Source organism: Actinomycetospora corticicola, from assembly GCF_013409505.1.
In the GTDB taxonomy this organism is placed as follows: domain Bacteria; phylum Actinomycetota; class Actinomycetes; order Mycobacteriales; family Pseudonocardiaceae; genus Actinomycetospora; species Actinomycetospora corticicola.
Map to the genome: position 1 here is coordinate 2,452,112 of NZ_JACCBN010000001.1, position 25,808 is coordinate 2,477,919.

23 protein-coding genes are annotated in these 25,808 nt (G+C 74.1%); 12 read left to right on the forward strand and 11 right to left on the reverse strand.

The genetic code is table 11. The annotated features are described in order from the left end of the window. Positions 1-3 precede the first annotated feature (3 nt). On the forward strand, positions 4-930 hold the full coding sequence (locus BJ983_RS11820) for a lysophospholipid acyltransferase family protein (RefSeq protein WP_246325571.1): 927 nt from the start codon (positions 4-6) through the stop codon (positions 928-930). A gap of 40 nt (positions 931-970) precedes the next feature. Here BJ983_RS11820 and acs read toward each other — a convergent pair whose 3' ends face one another. After that, complete coding sequence (acs, locus tag BJ983_RS11825) at positions 971-2,911, reverse strand: acetate--CoA ligase (RefSeq protein ID WP_179793964.1); 1,941 nt, start codon at positions 2,909-2,911, stop codon at positions 971-973. A 213-nt stretch (positions 2,912-3,124) separates the two neighbouring features. Here acs and BJ983_RS11830 point away from each other — a divergent pair, with 213 nt between their 5' ends. From BJ983_RS11830 to BJ983_RS11840, 3 genes are all read left to right on the forward strand, one after another. After that, the gene (locus tag BJ983_RS11830) at positions 3,125-4,654 is read left to right on the forward strand and encodes a DUF7782 domain-containing protein (RefSeq protein WP_343054045.1); all 1,530 of its coding nucleotides are present in this window, start codon (positions 3,125-3,127) and stop codon (positions 4,652-4,654) included. Next, positions 4,651-5,085, forward strand: a complete 435-nt coding sequence (gene dtd, locus BJ983_RS11835; protein ID WP_179793965.1) for a D-aminoacyl-tRNA deacylase — start codon at positions 4,651-4,653, stop codon at positions 5,083-5,085. Before BJ983_RS11830 ends, dtd begins: the two co-directional genes overlap by 4 nt. Before the next feature lie 157 nt (positions 5,086-5,242). Continuing rightward, on the forward strand, positions 5,243-6,307 hold the full coding sequence (locus BJ983_RS11840; RefSeq protein WP_246325572.1) for a sigma-70 family RNA polymerase sigma factor: 1,065 nt from the start codon (positions 5,243-5,245) through the stop codon (positions 6,305-6,307). 372 nt (positions 6,308-6,679) lie between these two features. Here the strand turns inward: BJ983_RS11840 and BJ983_RS11845 are convergent, their stop codons facing one another. From BJ983_RS11845 to BJ983_RS11860, 4 genes are read right to left on the reverse strand one after another with little or no spacing between them, the layout of a single operon-like run. After that, positions 6,680-7,165 carry a hypothetical protein gene (locus BJ983_RS11845; RefSeq protein ID WP_179793966.1) on the reverse strand — a complete coding sequence of 162 codons (486 nt, stop codon included), beginning with the start codon at positions 7,163-7,165 and terminating at the stop codon, positions 6,680-6,682. Positions 7,166-7,221: 56 nt separating this feature from the next. After that, positions 7,222-9,951, reverse strand: coding sequence for a bifunctional acetate--CoA ligase family protein/GNAT family N-acetyltransferase (locus BJ983_RS11850; protein WP_179793967.1), 2,730 nt, complete (start codon positions 9,949-9,951; stop codon positions 7,222-7,224). 3 nt (positions 9,952-9,954) lie between these two features. Further along, the gene (locus BJ983_RS11855) at positions 9,955-11,121 is read right to left on the reverse strand and encodes an acetoin utilization protein AcuC (RefSeq protein WP_179793968.1); all 1,167 of its coding nucleotides are present in this window, start codon (positions 11,119-11,121) and stop codon (positions 9,955-9,957) included. A 37-nt stretch (positions 11,122-11,158) separates the two neighbouring features. Then, complete coding sequence (locus BJ983_RS11860) at positions 11,159-12,073, reverse strand: sulfurtransferase (protein WP_343054046.1); 915 nt, start codon at positions 12,071-12,073, stop codon at positions 11,159-11,161. A gap of 58 nt (positions 12,074-12,131) precedes the next feature. On the opposite strand from BJ983_RS11860, the gene BJ983_RS11865 reads away from it, so the two are divergent. From BJ983_RS11865 to BJ983_RS11875, 3 genes are read left to right on the forward strand one after another with little or no spacing between them, the layout of a single operon-like run. Beyond that, on the forward strand, positions 12,132-12,848 hold the full coding sequence (locus BJ983_RS11865; RefSeq protein WP_179793969.1) for an iron-dependent transcriptional repressor DtxR: 717 nt from the start codon (positions 12,132-12,134) through the stop codon (positions 12,846-12,848). Between the two features lie 53 nt (positions 12,849-12,901). Next, entirely contained in the window at positions 12,902-13,870 is a 969-nt protein-coding gene (gene galE / locus BJ983_RS11870) for a UDP-glucose 4-epimerase GalE (protein ID WP_179793970.1), read from the forward strand. Beyond that, positions 13,867-14,547, forward strand: coding sequence for an HAD hydrolase-like protein (locus tag BJ983_RS11875; protein ID WP_179793971.1), 681 nt, complete (start codon positions 13,867-13,869; stop codon positions 14,545-14,547). Before galE ends, BJ983_RS11875 begins: the two co-directional genes overlap by 4 nt. Position 14,548: 1 nt before the next feature. On the opposite strand, the gene BJ983_RS11880 is transcribed toward BJ983_RS11875, so the two are convergent. Next, positions 14,549-15,670, reverse strand: a complete 1,122-nt coding sequence (locus BJ983_RS11880; protein WP_179793972.1) for a DUF4192 family protein — start codon at positions 15,668-15,670, stop codon at positions 14,549-14,551. A 132-nt stretch (positions 15,671-15,802) separates the two neighbouring features. On the opposite strand from BJ983_RS11880, the gene sthA reads away from it, so the two are divergent. Both sthA and BJ983_RS11890 read left to right on the forward strand, forming a co-directional pair. Then, complete coding sequence (sthA, locus tag BJ983_RS11885; protein ID WP_179793973.1) at positions 15,803-17,215, forward strand: Si-specific NAD(P)(+) transhydrogenase; 1,413 nt, start codon at positions 15,803-15,805, stop codon at positions 17,213-17,215. A 100-nt stretch (positions 17,216-17,315) separates the two neighbouring features. Continuing rightward, positions 17,316-17,777 (forward strand): hypothetical protein, encoded by a 462-nt coding sequence (locus tag BJ983_RS11890; protein WP_179793974.1) that lies wholly within the window; start codon positions 17,316-17,318, stop codon positions 17,775-17,777. A gap of 175 nt (positions 17,778-17,952) precedes the next feature. Here the strand turns inward: BJ983_RS11890 and BJ983_RS11895 are convergent, their stop codons facing one another. The 4 genes from BJ983_RS11895 to BJ983_RS11910 form a co-directional block, all read right to left on the reverse strand. Then, positions 17,953-19,080 carry a baeRF2 domain-containing protein gene (locus tag BJ983_RS11895; RefSeq protein WP_179793975.1) on the reverse strand — a complete coding sequence of 376 codons (1,128 nt, stop codon included), beginning with the start codon at positions 19,078-19,080 and terminating at the stop codon, positions 17,953-17,955. A gap of 95 nt (positions 19,081-19,175) precedes the next feature. Then, positions 19,176-20,177 carry an alanine racemase gene (locus BJ983_RS11900; protein ID WP_179793976.1) on the reverse strand — a complete coding sequence of 334 codons (1,002 nt, stop codon included), beginning with the start codon at positions 20,175-20,177 and terminating at the stop codon, positions 19,176-19,178. Continuing rightward, entirely contained in the window at positions 20,164-21,453 is a 1,290-nt protein-coding gene (locus tag BJ983_RS11905; protein WP_179793977.1) for a D-arabinono-1,4-lactone oxidase, read from the reverse strand. The genes BJ983_RS11900 and BJ983_RS11905 overlap by 14 nt, the downstream gene beginning before the upstream one ends. Further along, positions 21,440-22,906 (reverse strand): APC family permease, encoded by a 1,467-nt coding sequence (locus BJ983_RS11910; protein WP_179793978.1) that lies wholly within the window; start codon positions 22,904-22,906, stop codon positions 21,440-21,442. The genes BJ983_RS11905 and BJ983_RS11910 overlap by 14 nt, the downstream gene beginning before the upstream one ends. 72 nt (positions 22,907-22,978) lie before the next feature. Here BJ983_RS11910 and BJ983_RS11915 point away from each other — a divergent pair, with 72 nt between their 5' ends. Genes BJ983_RS11915 through BJ983_RS11925 form a run of 3 tightly spaced genes read left to right on the forward strand, consistent with a single transcriptional unit; the run spans position 22,979 to position 25,006 of the window. Beyond that, entirely contained in the window at positions 22,979-23,593 is a 615-nt protein-coding gene (locus BJ983_RS11915; RefSeq protein ID WP_179793979.1) for a TetR family transcriptional regulator, read from the forward strand. A 22-nt stretch (positions 23,594-23,615) separates the two neighbouring features. Next, positions 23,616-24,470 carry a fumarate hydratase gene (locus tag BJ983_RS11920; protein ID WP_343054049.1) on the forward strand — a complete coding sequence of 285 codons (855 nt, stop codon included), beginning with the start codon at positions 23,616-23,618 and terminating at the stop codon, positions 24,468-24,470. Beyond that, positions 24,467-25,006, forward strand: coding sequence for a FumA C-terminus/TtdB family hydratase beta subunit (locus BJ983_RS11925; protein ID WP_343054050.1), 540 nt, complete (start codon positions 24,467-24,469; stop codon positions 25,004-25,006). The genes BJ983_RS11920 and BJ983_RS11925 overlap by 4 nt, the downstream gene beginning before the upstream one ends. On the opposite strand, the gene BJ983_RS11930 is transcribed toward BJ983_RS11925, so the two are convergent. Further along, positions 25,003-25,779, reverse strand: a complete 777-nt coding sequence (locus tag BJ983_RS11930; protein WP_179793980.1) for a GPR1/FUN34/YaaH family transporter — start codon at positions 25,777-25,779, stop codon at positions 25,003-25,005. The genes BJ983_RS11925 and BJ983_RS11930 overlap by 4 nt on opposite strands. Between the last annotated feature and the right edge of the window lie 29 nt (positions 25,780-25,808).

Here is a 25,808-nt window from a genome sequence, read left to right on the forward strand (position 1 = left end):
GGCATGTCCTCCCAGGCGCCGCAGCCTCCCCTTCCTCACGACGGGCCCTCGCCGCTGGCGGCGGCGCCGCCGGAGCCGGCGTCCGCACCCGCCGTCGAGAAGGCCCCGCACCCCCCGGCCGCGCCGCAGCACGCCGACCAGCCCCGCCCGCACCCGCTGGTGCGTCGGATCGCGCAGGGCCACGACCGGCGACCGCCGGGCCGGCCGATGCGGCTCTGGCGCAAGCTGCTGATCTGGCTGGCCATGCCGCGGCGCGACCGGGGCTTCGGCTACGGCTTCGCGATCGAGGTGCTGTGGCCGGTGCTCATGGCGGTCGCCCGGTGGGACTTCCGCGGCGGGCGGCACCTGCCGAAGCAGGGTGGCGTGCTGCTCGCGGTGAACCACCTCTCGCACGTCGACCCGATCGTGCTCGTCGCCTACTGCATGGCGCAGGGCCGCATCCCGCGCTTCCTCGCGATGAAGGAGCTGTGGGCGATGCGGGTCGTGGGGGCGCCGCTGCGCGGCGGCCGGCACATCCCGGTCGACCGGAAGGCGTCGGGCATCGAGGCCTACCGGGCCGCGGTCGACGCGGTGAACCGGGGCGAGTGCGTGGTGGTCTACCCCGAGGGCGGCTTCCCGGACGAGTCCGACGGCTGGCCGCAGAAGGCGCACACCGGGATCGCGCGGATGGCGCTCGAGACCGGTGCGCCGGTGATCCCGGTCGGGCAGTGGGGATCGAACCACCTGCTGCCGCCGCAGGCGAAGGTCGGGACGCTCGTCCCGCGCGCCACGCTCCGGGTGCTCGCGGGCGAGCCGGTGGACCTGGCCGACCTCGTCGGGAAGCAGAAGCGCGGCAGCGCCCTGAAGGAGGCGACCGACCGGATCATGGGCCGGGTCACCGACGAGCTGGCGATCCTGCGCGGGGAGGTGCCTCCGGCCCGTGAGCACTAAGTGGGGCGATGGGCCCACTTAGTGCTCACGTGCGGAGCACCTATCCCTGGATCTGCTTCTTCATCTCGTCGACCACGGACGGGTCGACGAGCGTGGAGGTGTCGCCCAGCTCCTCGCCCTCGGCGAGGTTCTTCAGCAGACGTCGCATGATCTTGCCCGACCGGGTCTTGGGCAGGTCGTTGGCGAAGATCACCGTCGCCGGGCGGGCCAGCTTGCCGATCGACTGGGCCACCTGCTCGCGCAGGGCCTGCTCCAGCTCCTCGGTGCCCGTCTTGTCGCCGGTGAGCGACACGAAGGCGACGATGGCCTGGCCGGTGTCGGGGTCCTTGCGCGCGGCGACCGCGGCCTCGGCCACGTCACCGTGCTCCACCAGCGCGCTCTCGATCTCGAAGGTCGAGAGGCGGTGGCCCGACACGTTCACGACGTCGTCGAGGCGGCCCATCAGCATGATGTCGCCGTCCTCGTCGTACTTCGCGCCGTCCCCCGCGAAGTAGGCGTCGGAGTACTTCGACCAGTACGTGTCGCGGAAGCGCTGGTCGTCCTTGTAGAGCCCGCGCATCATCCCGGGCCACGGCGCGGTGAGCACGAGGTTGCCGGTCTGCTCGACACCGAGGACGTTGCCCTCGTCGTCGCGGATCTCCGGCCGCACGCCCGGGAAGGGCTGCTGGGCCGAGCCCGGCTTCATCGTCGTGATGCCGGGCAGCGGGGTGATCAGGATGTGCCCGGTCTCGGTCTGCCACCAGGTGTCCATGATCGGCGCCTTGTCGCCGCCGACGTGCTTGCGGTACCACTCCCAGACCTCGGGGTTGATCGGCTCACCGACGCTGCCCAGGATCTTGATCGACGACAGGTCGTGCGCCTGCGCGTGCTGCTCGCCCCACTTCATGTGCGAGCGGATCGCGGTGGGCGAGGTGTAGAGGATCGAGACATTGTACTTCTCGACGATCTTCCACCACACCTCCTTGTTCGGGTAGCCCGGCACGCCCTCGTAGAGCACCGAGGTCACGCCGTTCACCAGCGGCCCGTAGGTGATGTAGCTGTGCCCGGTGATCCAGCCGATGTCGGCGGCGCACCAGTAGACCGAGTCGTCCTTGACGTCGAAGACGAGGTTGTGGGTGGTCGCGACGCCGGTGAGGTAGCCGCCGGTGGTGTGCACGACGCCCTTGGGCTTGCCGGTCGAGCCCGAGGTGTAGAGGAGGAACAGCAGGTCCTCGGACTCCATGGGCTCGCACGGGCAGCTCTCGGCGTCGGAGGACTCGCCGTCGACCAGGTCGTCGAGGTAGACGTCCCGGTCGTTCATCGGGATGTCGCCGCCCGTGCGCTTGACGACGACGATCTTCTCGACCGTGGTGCTGCCGGCCCCGTCGAGGCCCTCGTCGGCGTTGGTCTTCTGCGCGGCCGTCTTGCCGCCGCGGAGCGCCTCGTCCTGGGTGATGAGGACCTTGCACTCGAGGTCGTTGCAGCGCTCGGCCACGGCCTTGCCGGAGAACCCGCCGAAGACGACGGTGTGCGGGGCCCCGAGCCGGGCGCACGCGAGCATCGCCACGACGGCCTCGGGGATCATCTGCATGTAGATGCCGACGGGGACGCCCTTGCCCACCCCGAGCTTCTTCAGCCCGTTCGCGAAACGGACCACCTGCTCCTGCAGCTGCGCGAACGTGATGTCGTGCGCGTCCGCGGAGTCGGGCCCGTCGTCGGGGACGACGTGCAGGGCGACCTTGTCGCCCTGGCCGTTCTCGACGTGCCGGTCGACCGCGTTGTAGCAGGCGTTGAGCTTGCCGCCGACGAACCACTTGGCGTACGGGAGCTGCCAGTCGAGCACCGTGTCGTACGGCTCGAACCAGCTGATCCGTTCCTTCGCCTGGGAGTCCCAGAACTCCTCGAGGTCCTGGTCCTTCATCTCCGGACGGACGTTGGCGGTCTTCGACAGCTCCGGGTCCGGCGGGTAGGTCTTGCCCTGACTCGAGCCCTGCTCCGACATCCGCTGGCCTCCGCTTCGTTGCTTCTCCACTGGCTCCGGGCGTGCGGGGACCTGTGCGCAGCGTCACCGCCGACCCGGTTGGGGGCAACCCTGCCACGATCGACGTCGCCGGGTCCCCTTCGTCCGGACGGCGTGTTCCCCGTCGGGCCGGAGTGCAACCCGTCACAGTCGCTCCGCGGACGGTGAACCGATCCGGAGGCCAGACTGTCCGCCGTGATCGATCGACTCCCCGCGGTGGCCGGCCGCCTCGCCGCGGTGTTCCGCACGGCCGGCTTCACCGTCGAGGGCGTGGCGGAGGCGCTCGGCGCCGAGGCCGGCGCGGCGCTCGACCGCGGGGAGCCCGAGCCCGCGCGGCGCCGCCTTCCCGACGCCGGGTCCTTCCGCACCCTGGTCCGGCTCTTCCTGCTCGCCGAGACCGTGCCGGGCGAGGAGGCGGCCGCGGCCTTCGCGCCGGTCGACCTCGACGACCTGCTCGACGCGGAGCTCCTGCGCCGCGGATCCGACGGCGTCGCGGCCGGGCTGGACCTGCGCCCGCACGCCGACGAGCACGGCTCCTGGTGGGTGCTCTCGGACCTCGACGACGGGGCGGGCAAGGACGTCGAGCACGTCCTCGGGGCCGGCGCCGCGTCGATGTCGCTCGCGCGCGCCACGGTGCGCCGCCCGGTGGGGTCGCTGCTCGACGTCGGCGCCGGATGCGGGGTGCAGACGCTGCACTGCTCGGGGCACGCCGCCACCCTGACCGCCACCGACGTCTCCCCGCGGGCGAACACGCTCGCGCGGGCGACGTTCGCGATCTCCGACGTCGAGGTCGAGGTGCTCACCGGCCCCTGGTGGGAGCCGGTCGACAGCCGCCGGTTCGACCAGGTCGTCTGCAACCCGCCGTTCGTGCCCGGCCCGCCCGCCGTCGAGCACGTCTACCGCGACTCCGGGCTCGGCGGCGACGGTGCCTCCGCCCTGCTCGTCTCCACCCTCCCCTCCTTCCTGACGCCGGGTGGGGTCGGCCAGCTGCTCGCCTCCTGGTTGATCACCGGCGCGGACCTGGCCGCCGCCGAGGAGCCCCGGACGGGGTGGGCCACCCGCCCGCGACAGTGGGTCGAGGAGGCGACGCGGGCCGCCACCCCGGGCGGGCTGGACGCGTGGGTGGTGCAGCGCGACGTGGCCGACCCGGCGCTGCACGTCGGCACCTGGCTGCGCGACGCCGGCGTCGACCCGGCCTCCCCCGCGGGCCGTGCGCGGACCGCGGAGTGGCTGGACTTCTTCGCCGCGCACGACGTCGTGGGGATCGGGTTCGGCTTCGTCACCCTGCGCCGGACCGCCCCGGGCGAGGAGGGCACGGCCGTGTTCGAGGACATGCGCCAGGCCCTCGGCGACCCGCTCGGTCCCGAGATCGAGGCGTGGCTGGACCGGGTGACCTGGCTGCGCGGGCACGACCTGCTCGACGAGCCGCTCGTCGCCCCGCCCACGACCGCCCTGGAGCGCGGCTTCACCGGCTCCGACGAGGGTTGGCGCCGGATCGGCGGGACGCTCGTGCGGCTCGACGGCCCGCAGTGGCGCCACGACCTCGACGAGCTCGGCGAGTCCCTGCTCGCGGGGTGCCGCGGGCACCTGCCCCTGTCCGACCTGCTCGGGCTGCTCGCCGTCGCGCACGGTCGCGACGCCGACGAGCTGTCGGCGGCCGCCCTCCCCGTCGTCCGGGACCTGTTCCTGCACGGGCTGCTCGTGCCGCGGGACGCCCTCGCGTGAGGGCCGTCGTCGCGCGGGTGAACGAGGCGTCGGTGACCGTCGACGGTGCGGTGGTGGGCGCCCTCGACGGACCGGGCCTGCTCGTCCTGCTCGGCGTCCACCGGGACGACCCGGGACGGGGCGACGAGCCGGTGACCACGATGGCGCGCAAGCTGCACGAACTCCGGGTGCTGCCCGACGAGCAGTCGTGCGCGGACACCGGAGCGGGACTGCTCGTCGTGAGTCAGTTCACGCTCTACGGCGAGACGCGCCGGGGACGACGACCATCGTGGTCGGCGGCCGCACCCGGGGAGGACGCGGAGCGGGTCGTCGACGCCGTGGTCGCGGCCCTGCGGGTCCGGGGTGCGAGCGTCGCCACCGGCCGGTTCGGCGCCGACATGGCGGTGGCGTCGGTCAACGACGGACCGTTCACCGTGCTGGTGGAGGTCTGAGGCTCCCCGGTTGTCGGGTGATGACCGGAACCACGCGTCAGCACCGTCACAAGCGGCTATCCGGAGGACGAGCCGGTGCGCGGGAACGATCGCGCGCCACCGCGCGTTCGACCACATGTAGCGGCGTGCCAGACCAGCGCCGCGCAGGGAGGATTCCATGACGGCGACACTCGCCCCGCAGACGTCTCGCAGTGACGTCACCGCCGAGGCCGTCCTGCCCGAGTCGACCCCCGACGGCGCCGACACCTCCGAGAACCCCGTGCTGCAGACCGAGGCCGAGATCCAGAGCGACCTGGATGCCCAGAGCCCGGCCGCCGACCTCGTCCGTGTGTACCTGAACGGTATCGGAAAGACCGCGCTGCTGACGGCCGCCGACGAGGTGGAGCTGGCGAAGCGCATCGAGGCCGGCGTCTTCGCGGCGCACCTTCTCGAGGACCCCACCGCCGAGATCGACCCCGAGCGGGCCAAGGACCTGCGGATGGTGGCGCGCGACGGGCGTCGTGCCCGCGCCCACCTGCTCGAGGCGAACCTGCGACTCGTCGTCTCGCTGGCCAAGCGCTACACCGGCCGCGGGATGCCGCTGCTCGACCTGATCCAGGAGGGCAACCTCGGCCTCATCCGGGCCGTGGAGAAGTTCGACTACGCCAAGGGCTTCAAGTTCTCGACCTATGCGACGTGGTGGATCCGTCAGGCCATCACCCGCGGCATGGCCGACCAGGCCCGCACCATCCGCCTGCCCGTCCACCTGGTCGAGCAGGTCAACAAGCTGGCCCGCATCAAGCGCGACCTGCACCAGACCCTCGGGCGTGAGGCCACGAACGAGGAGCTGGCCGAGGAGTCGGGACTCGCCGTCGAGAAGGTCGCCGACCTGCTCGACCACAGCCGCGACCCGGTGAGCCTGGACATGCCGGTCGGGTCCGAGGAGGAGGCCCCGCTCGGAGACTTCATCGAGGACGCCGAGGCCACCGACGCCGAGTCGACGGTCATCTCGGGGCTGCTGCACGACGACATGCGACGGGTCATCGCGACGCTCGACGAGCGCGAGCAGAACGTGATCCGGCTGCGCTACGGCCTGGACGACGGGCAGCCGCGCACGCTCGACCAGATCGGCAAGCGCTTCGGGCTCTCCCGCGAGCGCGTCCGCCAGATCGAACGCGAGGTCATGTCGAAGCTGCGCGAGGGCGACCGCGCGCGACGGTTGAAGGCGTACGCCGCCAGCTGACACCCAGCGCGACACCGACTCCCCGGAGCGACCCCCGAACCGGGGGTCGGCCTCCGGGGAGTTCGTCGTCGCAAGCGTGTACGGGTGACGGAGCGTTCCGGAATCGTTCCGTCCACCTGCGGATGGCCCCTCCGGTCGGTCGCTTGACCCCTCCGACCGGGCAGGGGCATGCTCTGACCAGCGCGAACGCCGGACGCGCTGCACGCCGGGACGGCGGTCACCGCCCCCGGCCACCGACACGGTGATCCTGCCCGATCACCCGCGACGAGAGGCCGGGACGGCCGGGGGCCGTCCCGGTTTCTCGGCCCTCTCGTCGTCGGCGGTGTCAGCGGTGGCACACGGCTAACGCTCGACGTCAGCCACGCGCCACGCTCAGCGCACCTCGCCGGTGATTACGACCCGGCGTTGCCCCAGGTCCGCGTCCAGCGGCAGCTCGAACGCCGGGTAGCGCAGTTCCCGGGTGCACGGACCGGTCGAGGTCGACGTCTGCGTCACCCGCACCGTCACCGCGTCCGCCGTCTGGTCGACGACGGCCGCCGTCGCCTCCGTGCACCCCCCGGCGCGGCCGTACACCCCGAGGGTGCGCGGCCCGGTGGTCCAGACGAGCGTCGGCAGCCCGGCCGGGAGACCCGTCGTCGTGACGCGGGCGGGGTCGAGGGCGGTCCCCCCGGGCGGCGGCTGGGCGATCAACGGGTCGACCGGCACCGCCGGCGTCGACGTCCCGGGCGGTGCGCCGGTCGGCACCGTGGCCGGGGTCGGGGCGGACGACGGGGCCGGCTCCGGCGTCGGGGTGGACCCGCACCCGGCCGCGAGGACCAGGGCGACGGAGAGCATCACGATCATCGGCAGCGCACGCATCGCCCGCGATCGTGCCCGACGGCCTCCCCGCCCGGTGGACGCCTCACCCCTACGGGTCACCCGCCGAGTCGGCGGGGTCCCCCGTCGCGGGGGCCCGGGGGCGGGCCCAGGACCGCCCGCATCGACGTCGGGTGCACCCCGCGCTCGGCCACGAGGATCGGGTCGAGCACCAGCGAGCGGAGCTCCGGCACGTGGTCGGCGAGCTGGCCGACCCGCAGGAGCAGGTCCTCCAGGGCCGCGAGGTCCATCGGCCGGGCGCCGCGGTACCCGTCGAGCATCGGCGCCGCCCGCGGGGCCCGCACGAGCGTGTGGGCGTCCATCGTCGAGAGCGGCGTGGCGCGGTAGGCGCGGTCCCCCAGCAGCTCGGTGACCACCCCGGCCAGCCCGAAGGACACCAGCGAGCCGAACGACGGGTCGTCGCGCAGCTCCACCACCACGGGCATCCCGGGTGGTACCTGGGTCTGCACGTCGACCTCCGGCGAGCCGGACAGGTCGGTGAGCTGCTGGTAGGCGTAGGCCACGGACTCGGCGTCGCTCAGCCCCGTCCGCACTCCCGCGAGGTCGGAGCGGTGCCGCCAGGTGCGCACCACGGTCTTGACCACGACCTCGCCGGCGCCGTGCTCGCGCAGGGCCGCCGCCGCCTCGACGGCCTCCTCCCGGGAGGTGGCCCGGCGGAAGGGCGCGACCCGGATGCCGACGCGTCGCAGCAGCTCGGCGGTCTGCTCGTCGTCGAGCACCAGGGCGTTCTCGATCGGCCCGAGGTCCGCCACGAACGCCCGGGCCGCGGTGAGGTCGCAGCCCGGCGGGACGACGAAGTCGCCGACCGGGCGCTCCAGCCACTGCGTGTAGCGGACCACGCGGGCCAACGCGATCACCGCGCGCTCCGGGGACGGGTAGGACGGCACGCTGCCCCGGGCGGGGACCGCGGCCCCGCCGTGCTCGGAGGGCACGACGAGGTGCTCGGGCACCCCCGAGGAGGCGAGGAACGTCGTCGTCACCGGCTTGTCGGCGCTGGTGACCACCTCGGCGAGGGCGTCCGCGTGCTCCGCGCCGTCGGTGGCGACCGGCGGCGAGAACACGATCACCAGCGCGTCGCACCGGTCGTCCTCCAGGGCCTGTAGGGCCGCGTCGGCGAGCTCCGCCGGGTCGCCCATCGCGCCCACGTCGACCGGCGGGAACGCCAGGTGCATCCCGTGGGCGAGCGCCACGTCCGCGGCGAGGACCCCGAGCGCGCTCGAGTTCCCGACCACCCCGATCCGCGGACCCTGCGGCAGCGGCTGGTTGGCCACGAGCAGGGCGACGTCGAACAGCTCCTCCACCGAGCTGACGCGGATGACACCGGACTGGTCGAAGACCGCGCCGACCGACGCCTCCTCGAGCGGCGAGGTGCTGGCCGCGAGTCCCGGCGTCGCGTGCCGCCCCGACGCCACCGCCACGACCGGCTTGCGGCGGGCCAGGCGGCGCGCGACCCGGGCGAACTTCCGCGGGTTGCCGAAGCTCTCCAGGTACAGCAGCACGACGTCGGTGGAGGGATCGGTGTCCCAGTACTGCATGAGGTCGTTGCCCGACAGGTCGGCGCGGTTGCCCGCCGAGACGAACGTCGACAGCCCGAGCCGGCGCTGCGCGGCCGCGGCGAGGATCTGGATGCCCAGCGCGCCCGACTGGCAGAAGAAGCCGACCCGCCCGGGCGGCGGCAGGGTCGGGGCCAGCGACGCGTTGAGCCGCACGGCGGGCGCGAGGTTCACGACGCCGAGCGCGCTCGGCCCCACCACGCGCATGCCCCGGGAGCGGGCGGCGGTGACGAGCTCGCGCTGCCGGGCGATGCCGGCGTCGCCGGTCTCGCCGAAGCCCGACGTCACGACGACGAGGGCCCGGACCCCCTTGGCCAGGCAGCCGTCGACGACGCCCGCGACCTCCTCGGGCGGGACGGCCAGCACGGCGAGGTCGACGTCGTCGGGGATGTCGGTGACGGTCGGGTAGGCGCGCACGCCTCGGACCGACCGTGCCTCCGGGTTGACCGGGTAGACGGGGCCGGTGAACCCGCCCTGCAGCAGGTTGCGCAGGACGACGTGCCCGAGCTTGCGCTCGTCGGTGGAGGCGCCGACCACGGCCACCGACCGCGGGGTGAGCACGTTCGACACGGACCGCGCCTCGGCCGCCTGCTCCCGCGAGCGGCGGACCTCGGTGGAGCGGTCCGTGGCGGCGACGTCGAACTCGAGGTGCAGCGTGGACCCGTCCAGCGAGCGGGTCACGTCGTACCCGGCCTGGCGGAAGGTGTGCACCATCGCCCGGTTCTCGGCGAGGACCTCGGCGACGAACCGGCGGATCCCCACCTCCTCGGCCGCCGCCGCGAGGTGCTCGAGCAGGATCGAGCCGAGCCCCCGACCCTGGTGGTCGTCGCGGACGACGAAGGCGACCTCGGCCGACGGGTCGTCGGCCCCGAGGCGCACGTAGCGACCGATGGCGATGATCTCCTCGCCCAGCCACAGCACGAGGGCCACCGAGTCGTGGTGGTCGACCTCGACGAAGCGCTTGAGGTCGCGCGGCGGGATCGTGGGGTACGGGCTGAAGTAGCGGTAGTAGCGGGTCCGCTCGGAGAGCCGGGCGTGGAAGGCCACCACGGCCTCGGCGTCGTCCGGCGTGATGGGCCGCAGGTGCGCGGTGGCGCCGTCGGCGGCCACCACGTCGGCCTCCCACTGCCGGGGGTAGGGCGCGTCGGGGACGGCCGAGACCGGCGTGGTCGCCGCGTCGAGGCTCGAGATCTCCTCGACCGGGGATGAGCTCATGGATCAGTCCAGGACGTTCTGCGGTTCGAGTCCGTGCAGCGGGAACACCGCACGGCGGGTCTCCAGGACGAAGCGATCGACGTCGATCTCGGTGTAGCCGCCCCACGGCGTCCAGTCCGTCGGGGCCTCCTCCGTCATCGTGGTCGGCAACGGCCGGTTCGTCAGCGTGGCGGCGTGTGACGTCCATTCCGCCGGGATGGTGCGGTCCGGGTCGACGTCGCGGTCGAGCACCGTCGCGAGCAGGTGGGTCCAGGACCGCGGGACGCCGCGGAAGAGGTTGTAGCCCCCGCCCCCGAGGGCGAGCCACTTGCCGCCGGCGTACTCGGCGGCGAGGTCGCGGCAGGCCCGGTAGATCGCCCGGTGCCCGTCGACGGTGAGCGAGAGCTCGGCCAGCGGGTCCTCGTGGTGGGTGTCCGCGCCGCACTGGGTGACGAGGATCTGGGGCTCGAAGGCCCGCAGCAGGCCGGGGACCACGGCGTGGAAGGCGCGGAGCCAGGCCTGGTCGCGCGTGCCGGGCGGCAGCGGCAGGTTGATCGCGGTGCCCGCGGCCGCGCCCTCCCCCAGCTCGGAGGCGAAGCCGGTGCCGGGCCACAGCGTCCCCGGGTGCTGGTGGACCGAGATCGTCATCACGCGCGGGTCGTCGAGGAACGCCGCCTGCACCCCGTCGCCGTGGTGGACGTCGGTGTCGAGGTAGGCGATGCGGGTGTACCCGTGGTCGAGCAGCCAGCTGATCGCGATCGCGCAGTCGTTGTAGACGCAGAACCCCCAGGCGTGGTCCCGCATCGCGTGGTGCAGGCCGCCGGACAGGTTCACCGCCCGGTCGGCCCGGCCCTCGGCGATCTCGCGGGCGGCCGCGATCGACCCGCCCGCCACCAGCGCGGAGGCGTCGTGCATGCCCTCGAAGATCGGGTTGTCGGCGGTGCCGAGCTGGTGCACCGGGTCGTCCCCGTGGCTCGGCGCCTGCCGGACCGCGTCGAGGTAGGACGCCACGTGGACCCGCTCCAGCTCCTCGTCCGGCGCCGGGGTGGGGATCAGCGGCTCGACCCCCTCCAGGACGCCGAGGCTGCGGGCCAGCCGCATCGTCAGGTCCAGCCGGACCGGGTGCAGCGGATGGTCGTTCGAGAGCTTGTAGGCGAGGAGGGCCTCGTCCCAGACCACCGTGGCGCGCATGCCGGGCAACCTACCGAGGGAGACGGAGCTCGACCGTCTAGTGAGGCGTCCCGGTCTCCACCGGCCGCTTGCCCGCCACCCAGTTCGACCACGACCCGACGTAGAGCGCCACCGGGTCCTCCGGCGGACGCACCCCGGCGATCTCGGCGGCGAGCACGAGCATCGCCGCACTCACCCCGGACCCGCAGTACGCCCCGGCGGTGGTCCCGACGACGGGCTCGAGCAGGGCCGCGAGCTCGGCCGCCGGCCTCCAGCGGCCGTCGGCGGCGAGGAGCTGACCGACCGGCACGTTCACCGCGCCCGGGATGTGCCCGGCCACCGGGTCGATCGGCTCGGTCTCGCCGCGGTACCGCTCGGCGGCGCGGGCGTCGAGCAGCGTGCCGCCCTGCGCCGTCGCGGCCGCGGAGTCGGCGGTGAGCACGGGCATGGCGCCGCCCGCGACGTCGACGTCGCCCTGGGTGCGGGCCCCGCCGGAGACGGTGGAGGACTCGCCGCCGGCGGCGGTCCAGGCGCCGAACCCGCCGTCGAGGACCCGCACCCGACCGGGACGCAGCCCGGCCCAGCGCAGCACCCACCAGGCCCGCGCGGCGGCCATGCCGTCGCCCGCACCCACCGCGTCGTAGACGACGACCGAGCTGGACGGGACGATCCCGGCGCGGCGCAGGGTGGTCTGCAGGTCGTCGGGGTCGGGCAGCGGGTGCCGGCCCGCGGGGCCGGGCGGGCCGGCCAGCTCGGAGTCGACGTCGACGAACACGGCGCCCGGGACGTGCCCGGCGTCGAAGTCCGGCTCGCCCACCGGATCGGGGCGGCGGCGGGTCCGCTTCTTCGGCGGCGGCGTGAGCCGCCAGCGGACGTCGAGCACGACGGGACGTCCGTCGACCCCGGCCGGACCCCCGGCCAGTTCGGCGACGAGGTCGGCGGCGGCGACGAGCGGCCCCTGCGAGTTCGGCACGGGTCCATCGTGCCGTGTCCTTCTCGGTAGGATCGTGATCGGGACGGAAGGGGTGGGGATGAACGACCTCATCGACACCACGGAGATGTATCTGCGCACCATCTACGAGCTCGAGGAGGAGGGTGTGGTGCCGCTGCGCGCGCGCATCGCCGAGCGCCTCGAGCAGAGCGGGCCGACCGTGAGCCAGACGGTGGCCCGGATGGAGCGCGACGGTCTCGTGCACGTCGCCGGGGATCGCCACCTCGAGCTGACGCCGGAGGGCCGCGGCAAGGCCGTCTCGGTCATGCGCAAGCACCGGCTCGCCGAGCTCCTGCTGGTCAATGTCATCGGTCTGGAGTGGGAGCACGTCCACACCGAGGCGTGCCGCTGGGAGCACGTCATGAGCGAGGCCGTCGAGCGCAAGGTGTTCGCGCTGCTCGGCGAGCCCGCCGTCTCGCCGTACGGGAACCCGATCCCCGGGCTCGAGGAGCTGCGCGGCGAGGGCACCACGGAGCTGCCCGCGCGCACCCCCACGCCCGACGAGGCCGGGCTGGTCCGGCTCGACGAGTTCGCGCGGGCCGGAGGCGGCAAGGTCGTCATCCGCCGGATCGCCGAGCACGTCCAGCTGAACGAGCCGCTCATGGCCGGGCTGAAGGCCGCGGGCGTCCTGCCCGGCAGCGACGTCGAGGTCGTCGGCATCCCGCGCTTCGGCGACGCCGTGAACGTGGGCTCCGGGGGCCGGCGGTCCGAGGTCGACCCGCTCGTCGCGCACGCGGTGCTCGTCCGGGCGGTCTGAGGCAGCACCCGCGCTCACCGGCCGCACAGCCCGGTAGGCCAGACTCGGTGACCATGAAGCTGATGGTCACCGGAGGCGCCGGGTACGTCGGGAGCGTGTGCACCGCGCACCTGCTCGACGCGGGCCACGACGTCACCGTCCTCGACGACCTCTCCACCGGCCACCGCGACGCCGTCCCCGCGGGCGCCGCGTTCGTCGAGGGCGACGTCGCCGTCGCGGCGGCCGACGTGCTCGCCGACGGCTTCGACGGCGTGCTGCACTTCGCGGCCCGCTCGCTGGTGGGCGAGTCCGTGGTCGACCCGGCGAAGTACTGGCACGGCAACGTGGTCACCTCGATCGCCCTGCTCGACGCGGTCCGCGCGCACCGCGTGCCCCGGCTCGTGTTCTCCTCCACGGCCGCGACCTACGGCGAGCCGGAGAGCACGCCGATCACCGAGGACTCCCCCACCCGGCCCACCAACCCCTACGGCGCCACGAAGCTCGCGATCGACCACGCGATCACCTCCTACGCCGCGGCGTCGGGCCGGGAGCTGGGGGCGGTGTCGCTGCGCTACTTCAACGTGGCCGGCGCCCACGCGGGCATCGGCGAGCGGCACGCGACCGAGACCCACCTCATCCCGCTCGTGCTGCAGGTGGCGGCGGGCACGCGGGAGCAGGTCGCGATCTACGGCGACGACTGGCCCACCCCCGACGGCACGTGCGTCCGCGACTACATCCACGTGGACGACCTCGCCGACGCCCACCTGCGCGCCCTGGAGCACGCCCCGCCCGGCGAGCACCTCGTCTGCAACCTCGGCAACGGCACCGGGTTCTCCGTGCTCGAGGTGATCGAGGCCTGCCGTCGGGTCACCGGCCACCCGATCCCCGCCGCCGTCGCCCCCCGCCGCGCCGGCGACCCCGCCGTCCTGGTCGCCTCCGCCGCCCGGGCCCACGAGCGTCTCGGCTGGACGCCCTCGCGGGGTGACCTCGACGGGATCGTCGCCGACGCCTGGGCCTTCGCGCAGGGCCGGGTGTCCGCGTGAGCTCCCCCCGGGGTCACTCCCCGTCGCTGCGCTCGCCCCTGATCTGCTTCGACCTCGACGGCACGCTCGTCGACTCGGGCCCCGGGATCCGCGCGTCGGTGCGCCGTGCCGCGGCGTCCGTGGGGCTCGCCGAGCCCGACGACGAGCAGCTCCGCGCGCTGATCGGCCCGCCGTTCCCAGAGGCGTTCCGGGACGTCCTCGGCGTCGACGCGGCCACCGCCGACGCGATGATGGCCACCTACCGCGAGGTCTACGGCGGTGGCCTGCTGCGCGAGGTCACCGTGTACGACGGCGTGCCCGACCTGCTCGCCGACCTCGCGGCGCGCGGCGACCGCCTCGCCGTGACCACGAGCAAGCCGCGCGCCTACGCCCACGAGGTCGTCGCCCACGTCGGCCTCGACAAGTACCTCGCCGCCGGGGTGTTCGGCGCCGAGTTCGACGGCAGCGTCGAGGGCAAGGCCGCCGTCGTCGGGCTCGCCCTCGCCGCGCACGACGGCCCGGTGGTCGCCCTCGTCGGCGACCGCCACCACGACGTCGAGGGCGCCCGGGCGCACGGCCTGCCCTGCGTCGGGGTCACCTGGGGTTTCGGCGGACGCGACGAGCTGGCCGGAGCCGGGGCGGCCGCCGTCGTCGACGCCCCCGCCGCCGTACCGGCCGCCCTCGACGCCCTCCGCTGAGTCACACCCCGAGCTGCCGCGTCGTCTCCGCGACGGCGCGCTCCACGATCCGGCGGGCCGACTCCGGCGGCTGACCGGCCGCGAGCATCGTCGCGAGGAGCCCGCTGAGCCGGTGGTCGGGGTCCGCGCTCCGGGCCCGTTCCAGCGCCGTCGTCAGGGTGGCCCCACCGCCGTGGTCGAGCGACGCGAACGCGAGCAGCGTCGCGGGCTCGGCCACCTCCGGCTCGGGCACGGCGCGGACGAGGAGCCGCCAGAGCTGCTCGGCCGCCGCGGGCTCGACGCCGTCGTCGCACCCGGCGGCGAACCCCAGGGCGATGTCGCGGACGCGCGGGTCGCACAGCGCCACCGCGAGGCGGGCGATCTCCTCCTCCGCGAGCACCCCGCCCGACCCGACGTCGAGGACCGCGCGGCGCACGGCCTCGAGGTCCCGGCGCGCGGCGCCGGGCCCGGCCAGCTCCCGGTCCAGCAGCGCGGCCTGGTGCGCGTCGTCCACCAGGTCCCGACGGCGGCGGGAGCCCGCGCCCGGGTCGGGGGCCAGAGCGGCGGCCATCTCGTCGCGCGAGCCGTAGGTGACACGGCCGAGCGCGGTGGTCTCGGCCGCGGTGTGGGTTCCGCCCGGGTCGGGCAGCGTGCCGGAGCAGTCGCAGCGCTCGAAGCACCGGTAGGGCTCCCCCGCGGCGATCCGCGCGGTCCAGGTGGCGCCGATGAGCGGGACCCGGACCTCGGCGAAGGCGTCGGTGATCGCGTCGACCAGCCCGGCGCCGGGCGGGCGACCGTCGGGCCCCGGCGGGGCGGCCGACACCACCACGACGACGACCGCGTCCGGCCCCGTGGGGACCAGACGGTCGCGCACCGCGGCGGCGAGGACGGCGTCGTCCTCCGGGCCGTCGCCGAGGTCGATGCGCAGAGACGCGCCGAGCCGCCGCTTCCGGTCCGGCCCGTGCATCCCGAGGACGACCAGCGACTCCTCGGGGGTGAAGCCGAACAGGGGCGGGATGGAGGCGACGAGGTCCGCCGGGTCGGAGATCTTCACGACCACCGCCTCGTCGGGACCCCGCCGTCGCGACGGGGCCGGACGGGGCCGGGCGGGCCGGCGGGTGCGGGACTTCTTCCGGGTGCTCACACGGGCACTGACTCGGGCGGACCCCTCCCGGATCCACGCTCCACCCGTTCGGAGCAGCCGCCTGCGATCTCTTCACCGGCCGGTCACGTGCACGCGCTTGCCCCCGTCCCGGACACCGGTCACAGTCGCGACGTGGCGACCCACGACTACGACCTGCTCGTCATCGGCTCCGGCCCGGGCGGACAGAAGGCCGCGATCGCCGCGGCGAAGCTCGGGAAGCGGGTCGCGGTGGTCGAGCGACGCGGGATGGTCGGCGGGGTCTGCACGCAGACCGGGACCATCCCGTCGAAGACGCTGCGCGAGGCCGTGCTCTACCTGACCGGCTACGCGATGCGCGGGCTCTACGGCGAGAGCTACCGGGTCAAGCAGGACATCACCGTGCAGGACCTCCTCGCGCGCACCCACTTCGTCATCGGCCGCGAGGTCGAGGTCATCCGCGCCCAGCTGCAGCGCAACCGGGTCGACCTGCTCTCCGGCGCGGCCCGCTTCCTCGACGAGCACGCCGTCGAGGTGCTCGGCGAGCGCCGCGGCGAGCACCAGACCGTCACCGCCGACAAGATCGTCGTCGCGACCGGCACGAAGCCCGCCCGGCCGCCGTCGGTGGAGTTCGACGACCGCCGCGTGGTCGACTCCGACGGCATCCTCGCCATGGAGGCCATCCCGGCGAGCATGGTGGTCGTGGGGGCGGGTGTGATCGGCATCGAGTACGCCTCGATGTTCGCGGCGCTCGGCACGCGGGTGACCGTCGTCGAGCGCCGCCCGGCGATGCTCGAGTTCTGCGACACCGAGGTCGTCGAGTCGCTCAAGTTCCACCTGCGCGACCTCGCCGTCACCTTCCGCTTCGGCGAGGAGGTCTCCGGGGTGAGCGTGTCCGAGCGGGGCACGGTGACCACCCTCGCGAGCGGGAAGAAGATCGCCGCCGAGACCGTCATGTACTCCGCCGGCCGCCAAGGCGTCACCGAGGAGCTCGCCGTCGGGAGGGCCGGGCTGGAGGCCGACCCGCGCGGGCGGCTGACCGTCGACGAGCACTACCGGACCGCCGTGCCGCACATCTACGCGGTCGGGGACGTGATCGGCTTCCCCGCCCTCGCCGCGACGTCGATGGAGCAGGGCCGTCTCGCCGCGTACCACGCGTTCGACGAGCCAGTGGGCCACGCGGACGCCGCACTGGCGCCCTACGGCATCTACACGATCCCCGAGGTGTCGTACTGCGGCGCCACCGAGGCGGAGCTGACACGGTCCTCGGTGCCCTACGAGGTCGGCATCGCCCGCTACCGGGAGCTCGCGCGCGGGCAGATCGTCGGCGACGACTACGGGATGCTCAAGCTCCTCGTCCACCCCGACACCCACGCCCTGCTCGGCGTGCACGTGTTCGGTACGTCGGCCACGGAGCTGGTGCACGTCGGTCAGGCGATCATGGGCTGCGGCGGCACGGTGGACTACCTGGTCGACGCCGTCCTGAACTACCCGACGCTCTCCGAGGCCTACAAGGTCGCCGCCCTCGACGCGACGAACAAGATCCGGGCGCTCCAGGCCTTCGGCTGATCCTTCCCGACGCCGGGTCGGTGCGGGTCCAGCGCTGAAGTCCGCCTGAGGATCGGCGCCGGCTCAGGGTGACTTCAGTTCCGTCTCCCACCGTGGCCCCATGAGCGAACGACAGTTCACGATGCCGTCGAGCCCCGCCGGGATCCCGGGGTTCACCGAGTGGGAGCGCTCCCTGTCGCACGAGCGCGGGCAGACGACCCTGGCGCCGACACCGACGCCGACGCCACGGGCCGAGGAGAACGGCGGCTACGGGCGGGCGGTGGCGCGCGCGGCCGTCGCGTTCGTCCTCGGCCTCGGGGTGGGCACCGCGGTCATCCTCGGCACGGGCATCGCGGGACCGGCCGGTCCGGCCGGTGGCCCCGCCGCGCCGGGAGCTCCCGCCTCGACGGCGCCCGCCGTCGGTGGTCCGGCCGCCGGGGGTCCCACCGTCGGAGGTCCCGCCGCAGGTGGTCCGGCTGCAGGAGGTCCGGCCGCAGGAGGTCCGGCCGCAGGAGGTCCGGCCGCAGGTCCCGCCGCGGGTGGTCCGGGCGCCCCGGCGCCCGGTGGCCCCGCCGCGCCCTGACCGCCGGCACCCGCCGTCGGGAAGATCCGAGGACGTGGGGCGTGTCGCCCTGACCGCCGGGCGCGTCGCCACAGGAGTTCGGATCTTCGACCGGCCGCAGGACGAGCGAACGGCACCCTCGCAGCATCGAGGTGCGCGAGAGTGCCGTTCGCTCGGAAAGAGACGCGCCCAGCCGTCAGCTCCCGACGGGGAAGCGCAGCAGTGCGCCCACGTTGTCGACCAGCTCGGCGCCGGCGCCGAGGACGGACACCGAGCCGCCGAGCGCCCCGGTGGTGCGCAGCAGCACCTGCTCGGCGGGCCGCTGGACGACCTCGCCGTCGGTCAGGGCCGCCGCGCGGTCCTTCTCCGTGGAGATGGCCTCCGGGGTGGCCCCGGTCCACAGCTCACCGGTGACCTGGGCGCCGTCGACGAGCAGCAGCGTGTCGATGGCGCCGTTGCGGGCGGCCTCGAGGACCGCCTCGAGCCCCTCGGCGGCGTTGTTGTGGCCCTTGGCCTCGTGGAAGCGCTCACGGATCGACGTCTCACGCGACGTCGCGGCGAGCCCGGCCTCGGTGAGCAGCGCGTCCTCGAGGGCGTCCTCGCTGGCGCCCGCGGCCCGGCTGCCCGCCTCGATCTCGCGGGTGAGCTCGACGAGGTCCTTCGGCATCTCGTGGCGGACGACCTCGCGGCCGCTGACCTCGCCGGCCAGCACGATGATGTCCGGCCGGAAGGACTTCACCGCCGACTGGATGCCCTTCACCACGTCGGCGCCGTTCTGGTAGGCGGCCTCGGCGTGGCGACGCTGGCGGCGCTTGTGCGCGTTCCCGCCCTCGCGCGGCTTGTGCACGGACTCGACGGCGGTGCCGCGGACCGTCTCCTCGGAGACCTCCTGCGCGCCCTCGACGTTCGACGCGACCACCTGGTAGACGTCCCCGCCGGTCTGGTCCACGACGGCCAGCACCACGCGGACGCTGCCCGACTGGGACCGGAAGTACGAACCGAGCTCCGGCAGCGGCGACCACGTCGCCACGTCGCCGGAGTGGTCGACGCCCTCGACGGCCTCGTCGAGGAGCACCTCGCCGCCCGCCGCCACGACCACGCGACCGTAGGCGTCGAGCTCGCCACCGCGGTTCTCGGAGAACACCTCGGAGATCGCGGCGACCGTCTTGTCGTCGGCGCCCTGCTCGGTGAGCGAGTCCGCCAGTCCGCGCCAGCGCAGCTCGGTCTGCTTGGCCGCGTTCTCGCCGGGGTTCGTCGCCTCCAGGTAGACCGTCGCGAACGGCCCCGGCCGCTCGAAGAGTTCACGCGTGCGCGACAGGTCCATCAGGTCGTTCCTCCTCCAGGCCGCCACGGTGCGGACGGCCGACTCGAACTGCTTGCCGGCCTGCCGTACCCAGTGGCGGGGGGAGGTCTAACCCCCTACCAACCCCGCAGGTCCACCGGCCAGGTCTCGAGGACCTCCTCGTCCCGGACGACGTGCATCCGGTCGTGGTAGGCCACGGTCGGGTCGACGTGCGCGGGGATCACCAGGACGCGGTCGCCCACCCGCACCGGGTCGTCCGCGGCGAAGGTGACGTGCTCGTCGGAGCAGAACCACACCTGCGCGCCGGGGATCGTCGGGTTGCCGTGGTCCATGCCCAGCGCCTTGAGCCCGACGTCGGCGACGGCGTACGCGGGCATGTCCGGCCGCGCCGCCGACACGTGCACGACCGTCCCGAGCACGTGCAGCGCCTGCACGTAGCCCACGCCCGCCGCCGTGTACGCGGAGTCCATGAGCGCGTAGGAGCCGGCCTGCATCTCCGTGACGTACGGGTTGCACGCCGACGTCCCCGTGCCGCCGCCGGAGACCACGTCGCCCCCGACGTCGCGGTGCGCGGCGAGCAGCAGCTCCATCGCGGTCTTCGTGAGCGTCGCGCGCTCCTCGGCGTCCGGCCACGCCTGCAGGTGTCCCTCGTAGCCCATGACGCCGCGCACCGTCAGCCCCGCCGCGCGGGCCCGGTCGGCGAGCGCCCCGGCGTCGTCGGGCCGGCACCCGCAGCGCGGCATCCCGACGTTGACGTCGACCAGCACCTCGCGCACGCCGCCCGCGGCGGCCGCCTCGATCGTCTCCGGCGAGTCGACCGCCACGGTCACCCGCGCGTCCAGCCGTCCCAGACGCCGGGTGTCGAGGACCTCGTTGGCGAGCAGCAGGTCCGCGCCCAGCCCGGCGGCCGCCATGCCCTCGACCTCGCGGATCGTCGCGCACGTGAACCCGGTCGCGCCGTGGGCGGCCTGCCGGGCGGCGAGCGCCGTCGTCTTGTGCGCCTTGACGTGCGGGCGCAACGTCTCCCCCGGCCACCGCGCGGCCATCGCGGCGAGGTTCGACTCGAGGGCGGCGGCGTCGACGATCAGCGCCGGCGTCGTCAGGTCACCGAGCTGCACCGAGGATCCCCTCCAGGTGGGCGTTGAGGAACCGGCCCTCCGGGTCGAGCCGGTCGCGCAGGGCCACGAAGTCGCCGAACTCCGGGTAGCTCTCCGCCAGCTGCGCCGCGGTGCGGGTGTGCAGCTTGCCCCAGTGCGGGCGCCCGTCGAGCGCGGTCATCACCGCCTCGACGGCGCCGAAGTAGGCCTCGTGCGGCCGGGTGTGGTGGACGTGCACCGCGAGGTAGGCGGAGTCCCGGCCCGACGCCGTGGACAGCGGCACGTCGTCGGCCGCGGCCACCCGCACCTCGACGGGGAAGGTCACGTCCACCGCGTGCCGGTCGGCGGCCGTTCGGAGCCCGGCGAAGGCCTCCCCCAGCGCCGCCCGCGGGACCGCGTACTCCATCTCCTTGAAGCGCACCCGCCGCGGGCTGGTGAACACCCGGTAGGAACGGTCGACGTACTCGGCGTTCGCCATCTGACCCGCCAGGACGCGGTTCAGCGTCGGGACGGCCGCGGGCGCGACCGCGCCGAGCCGGCAGACCAGCTCGAAGGCGCCGTTGCCGAGCAGCTCGTCGCCCACCCACGCGCCGACCGCCGACCGGGTCGGGCCGGTCGCCGTCGTCCGGTCGTTCATCTTCGTCGCGGCGACGTCGGTGTGCGGGAACCAGTAGAACTCGACGTGGTCGTGCCGGTCGGCGAGCTCGTCGAGGCCCGCCAGTACCTCGGCCAGCGGCATCGCCGCCTCGGTCGCGTGCAGGGCGAAGGCCGGGACGCACTCCAGGGTCACCGCGGTGACGACCCCGAGCGCCCCGAGACCGACCCGGGCGTGGTGGAAGATCTCCGGGTGCTCGGTGGGGCTCGTCGTGATCACCGTGCCGTCGGCGAGCACCATCGCCAGCGCCCGGATCCGCGCCGCGATCCCGGTGTGCCCCGCGCCGGTGCCGTGCGTCCCGGTGGCGACCGCACCGGCGATCGTCTGCGCGTCGATGTCCCCGAGGTTCGGCAGCGCGAGCCCCTGCTCCCACAACGCCGCGTTCAGCGCCCGGATCGTCATGCCCGCCGGCACCGTCGCGAGCATTCCGTGGACCTCCGGCACCCCCTGCGACGGGACCGCCAGGGCGACCCCGTCCGGCGCGCCGATGCCGGTGAACGAGTGGCCCGACCCGGTCGCCTTCACGCGCAGCCCGTCGCGCGCGGCCTCCTTCACCGCCGTCGCCACCTCGTCGGTGGTCCGCGCGACCACCCGTCGGGCGGGCGTCGCGCGCTGGTTGCCCGCCCAGTTACGCCAGGTCAAGAGTCCGTTCCCTTCCCGACGACGGGTCGGCCTGCGGCAGACCCGCCGTCCCGTCGCGCAGCCGGCGCCGGAGCACCGCCACGTACCAGAGCCCGGTGAGGGCGAGACCGCCCAGCACCACGTAGTCGGCCGCGCGGAAGGCCTCCGGCAGCGTCAGGGCGGCCACCACGACGACGAGCCACAGCATCGCGAGCCCGGCCACCGGCAGCGCCGCACGACCGAGGCTGAACGGAGCCGTCCCGCCCGCGTCGTTCCTGCGAAGGCGCTTCCGCCGCGCGAGGTACCCGCCGAGGGTGAGCAGGTAGATCAGGTAGGGCACGAGGGCGGTGGCCCCGACCAGGATGGTGAACGCCGCGCCGTCCAGCGTGCCGTAGGCCAGCAGCGCGAGGCAGACCACGAGGCTCACGACGAGCGCGACCACCGGCGTCGCCGTCGCCGCGTTCACCCGGCGCAGGGCGCGCGAGGCGGGGAGCAGCCCGTCGCGGGCCATGGCGAAGATCAGCCGCGAGTTCGACGCCGCGGCCACCACCAGCAGCGCGAACATCGAGAACACGACGATCACGAGGAACACGTCGGTCAGGACCGGTCCGAGCCAGAACGACGCGATCGCCGCCAGCGGGACGGGCGAGGACTCGACGGCGGCGAGGTCGGGGATCGCCACGGTGAACCCGACGAGGGCGACCAGCCCGAGCACCCCGGAGACGACCGCGGCGACGATCATCGCCCGCGGGACGGTGCGGCGGGCGTCGACCGCCTCCTCGGCCATGTCCGCGGCGGCCTCGAACCCGACGAGGGTGAAGATGCCGATGAGCGCGCCGCCGACGATGCCGTCGGCCACCGGGGTGCCCGGATTGACCGTGCCGAGGAAGCCGAGCCCGTGCCCGCCGTCGGGAGTGGCGCCGCGGTGGGTCGCCCAGAGCACGAGGAGGAGCACCGAGAGCGCCACGGTGCCGGCGACCTCGGCGAACACCGCGAGGTTGTTCACCCGGGCCGCCCACTGCACACGGATCACGTTGACCAGGTAGGCGAGGACGAGGGCCGCCACGGCGATGACCAGCAACGTCAGCGGGTCGGCGGCGTCCAGCCCGAGCACGGTGGCGGCCAGCGGGGCGAGCCCGACGAGGGCGATCCCGGGCAGTCCGACCGCGGAGTAGAGCAGGCCCAGCGCGCCCACGGTGTAGCCGAAGCCGGTGTTCACCAGCCGCGCCGACCACTGGTAGTTCGCGCCCGCCAGGGGCATGTGCGCGGCCAGTTCCGCGAGGACCAGCACGACGAGGATCTGCCCGACGGCGGCGACGGGCCACAGCCACACCGCCGCCGGACCGAGGGTCGTCAGCCCGTAGGCGTAGTTGACGAAGATCCCGGTGGTGATCGAGACGACGGAGAACGCGATCGCGAACAGCGCGAACCGCCGCAGGACCCGGGGGAACGAGCTCGCGTATCCGGCCTCCATGAGTCGACAGCGTGCGACCTGCGTCATACTGAGTCAAGCGTCTGGGACAGTTGTCCAAGTCTGGGGGTTTCCGTGGCGCGGGTATCGGCCGCCGAACGGCGGCGCCAGCTCGTCGAGGCCGCGTTCCGCGTCATCGGCGCGGAGGGGTTCGCCGCGGCGACCACCCGCCGGATCTGCGCGGAGGCCGGCGCGCCCGTGGCGGCGTTCCACTACTGCTTCGCCTCCAAGGAGGAGCTGTTCGTCGAGCTCACCGAGGTCACGGTGGCGGCGCTGCGGGACGCCCAGGCCGAGGGGGTGCACATCGTCAGCCAGGAGGGATGGAACCCGATCGGGCCGTCGTTGCGCGAGACGCTGCGGCAGTGGTGGGCGACCGTGGAGGCGGCGCCGGAGCGGGAGGTCGTGCTCACCGGCCTGACCCACCACGCGCTGCACGAGCCGTCCCTGGCCGGGGTCGCGCAGCGGCAGTACGAGGCCTACCACCGGACGGCGGCACTCACCCTGTCCTCGCTCGCCGAGGCGTGCGGGGTGCGCTGGACACTGCCCGTGGAGCAGCTGGCGCGGATGCTCGTCGTCGTGACCGACGGGGTGACGATCGCCTGGCTCGTCGACCGGGACTCCCCTGCCGCCCTGGACGCCCTGGACGCCTTCGCCGCGCAGCTCGCAACCCTCGCAGGTGCACCGGGGTGAGGGCTGTGGTGAGGTCGCACGCGTGAGCGAGTTGCGCACGGTCGACGTCGCCGAGGTCGAGGCCGTCGTCCGGAAGCTGTGCGTCGAGGCGAACCACGAGCTGCGCGAGGACCACGTCGCCGCGCTGCAGCGCGGGCGGGACGCCGAGGAGTCGCCGATCGGCCGGGAGGTGTTCGACCGGCTGCTGGAGAACGCCCGGGTGTCGGCGGCCGAGCAGATCGCCTTCTGCCAGGACACCGGCTACGCCGTGGTGTTCCTGACGATCGGGCAGGACGTGCACTTCACCGGCGGCTCGCTGGCCGAGGCGATCGACCGGGGCGTGGCCGAGGGGTACTCCGACGGCTACCTGCGGGCCTCCCTGGTCCGCTCCCCCGTCGACCGCGTGAACACCGGCGACAACACCCCGGCGATGGTCCACTACGACCTCGTGCCGGGCGCCGACATCGAGCTCACGCTGCTCGTCAAGGGCGCGGGCTGCGACAACATGAGCGCGCTGCGGATGCTCACGCCGGCGGCGGGCGTCGAGGGGATGAAGCGCTTCGTCGTCGAGACGATCGAGAAGGCGGGACCGAGCGCGAGCCCGCCGGTGACGGTCGGGATCGGCATGGGCGGCACGTTCGACCGCGCGGCCGTCCTCGCGAAGCGGGCGCTGACGCGCGACCCCACCGGCTCGCCGTCGCCCGACCCGAAGCTCGCGGAGCTCGAGGCCGAGCTCGTCGAGGCGATCAACGCGACCGGGATCGGGCCGGCCGGGTTCGGCGGGACCGTCACCACGGTCGCGGTGCACGTCGAGGCCTACCCGACGCACATCGCGGCGTTCCCGGTCGCGATCAACCTGGACTGCCACTCCCACCGGGTGCGGAGCGTGACCCTGTGAACCTGACCCTGCCGATGGACGACCCGTCCTCGGTGCACGCCGGCGACTCGGTCACCCTGAGCGGCACCGTCTACACCGCGCGCGACGCCGCGCACGCCCGGTTCCTCGAGGCGATCGAGGCCGGTGAGGACCTCCCGTTCGACGTCGAGGGCGCGACGATCTACTTCGTCGGCCCCACCCCGGCGCGGCCCGGGCACGTCATCGGCAGCGCCGGGCCCACGACGGCGAGCCGATGCGACGCCTACTCGCCCGCGCTGGTCGAGCGCGGGCTCGCGGCGATGATCGGCAAGGGCCGCCGCAACGCCGAGGTCAAGGCGTCGATGCTGGAGCACGGCTGCGTCTACTTCGGCGCGATCGAGGGCACCGCCGCGCTGCTCTCGCAGTGCATCACCTCGGCCGAGATCGTCGCGTACGAGGACCTGGGCGCCGAGGCGGTGCGGAAGCTGACGATCGCGAACTTCCCGGCCCTCGTCGTCAACGACCTGCACGGCGGCGACCTGTACGACGACGGGCCCGCGCGCTACCGCCGCGTCTAGAGCTGCGCGCGCACCCCGGCCTCGTGAGGCAGGGACCGGGTCTGCTCGGCCAGACCCGCCTCCATCGCCGTGCGGGACTCCGTACCGCCGAGCCGACCGACCGGCAGCACCGTGCGGTGTCGCACGTCCTCGAGCACCAGGGCCGTGGCGAGGTAGGCGGCCAGGGCGGCGACGACGATGGCCACGATTCCGCTGACGCGCTCCCACGCGGTGGAGGCGGTGAGGTCGTAGAGGCCGCCCGCGACGAACCGCAGCGCCGCACTGAGCAGGACGACCGAGAACAGCGGCTTCGAGGTCAGGCCCGGGATCGCCATGAGGACCAGCACGCCGGCGAGGGCGCAGAAGAGCACGCCGCGCGGGGCGCTCGTGGTGGCGCCGGTGTACTCCTGCACCACGACGTCGGTCGGCCAGGTGACGGCGAGCAGCCCTAGCAGGGTCGCGACGAGCGGCTCACGCGTGAGGAACCCGAGGACCGCGGCGAGGAACTGCGGCAGGGCGATGAAGGTCGCGAGCATGATCATCACGACCCGGGTGTCCTCCGGGGAGAACCCGCCGAGGTGGGTCACGGCCAGCAGGACGTTGCCGATCGCGAAGGCGAACAGCCCCAGCGGCAGGGGGCTCGCGTAGGCGCGCAGCACGATGGACGTGCGATCGAGCACGTCGTCCGTGGCTCCGTCCCGCTCGCCCGGGCGCCCGTGGCGCGGGGCCGCCTCGTGGCGGCCGAAGCCGTCGGTGGCCGGGTCGGACTCGGGCGGGGCATCCGTGGTGCTCACGCGCCGGGGTCCCGCGCCGACCTGCGGAC

Coding starts and splice junctions, on each gene's coding strand:
- BJ983_RS11820 (WP_246325571.1), top strand. CDS start 4: ATGTCCTCCCAGGCGCCGCAGCCTCCCCTTCCTCACGACGGGCCCTCG.
- BJ983_RS11850 (WP_179793967.1), bottom strand. CDS start 9,951: ATGAGCTCATCCCCGGTCGAGGAGATCTCGAGCCTCGACGCGGCGACC.
- galE (WP_179793970.1), top strand. CDS start 12,902: ATGAAGCTGATGGTCACCGGAGGCGCCGGGTACGTCGGGAGCGTGTGC.
- BJ983_RS11910 (WP_179793978.1), bottom strand. CDS start 22,906: ATGGAGGCCGGATACGCGAGCTCGTTCCCCCGGGTCCTGCGGCGGTTC.
- BJ983_RS11855 (WP_179793968.1), bottom strand. CDS start 11,121: ATGCGCGCCACGGTGGTCTGGGACGAGGCCCTCCTCGCCTACAAGCTC.
- BJ983_RS11890 (WP_179793974.1), top strand. CDS start 17,316: ATGAGCGAACGACAGTTCACGATGCCGTCGAGCCCCGCCGGGATCCCG.
- BJ983_RS11895 (WP_179793975.1), bottom strand. CDS start 19,080: ATGGACCTGTCGCGCACGCGTGAACTCTTCGAGCGGCCGGGGCCGTTC.
- BJ983_RS11865 (WP_179793969.1), top strand. CDS start 12,132: ATGAACGACCTCATCGACACCACGGAGATGTATCTGCGCACCATCTAC.
- BJ983_RS11840 (WP_246325572.1), top strand. CDS start 5,243: ATGACGGCGACACTCGCCCCGCAGACGTCTCGCAGTGACGTCACCGCC.
- acs (WP_179793964.1), bottom strand. CDS start 2,911: ATGTCGGAGCAGGGCTCGAGTCAGGGCAAGACCTACCCGCCGGACCCG.
- BJ983_RS11845 (WP_179793966.1), bottom strand. CDS start 7,165: ATGCGTGCGCTGCCGATGATCGTGATGCTCTCCGTCGCCCTGGTCCTC.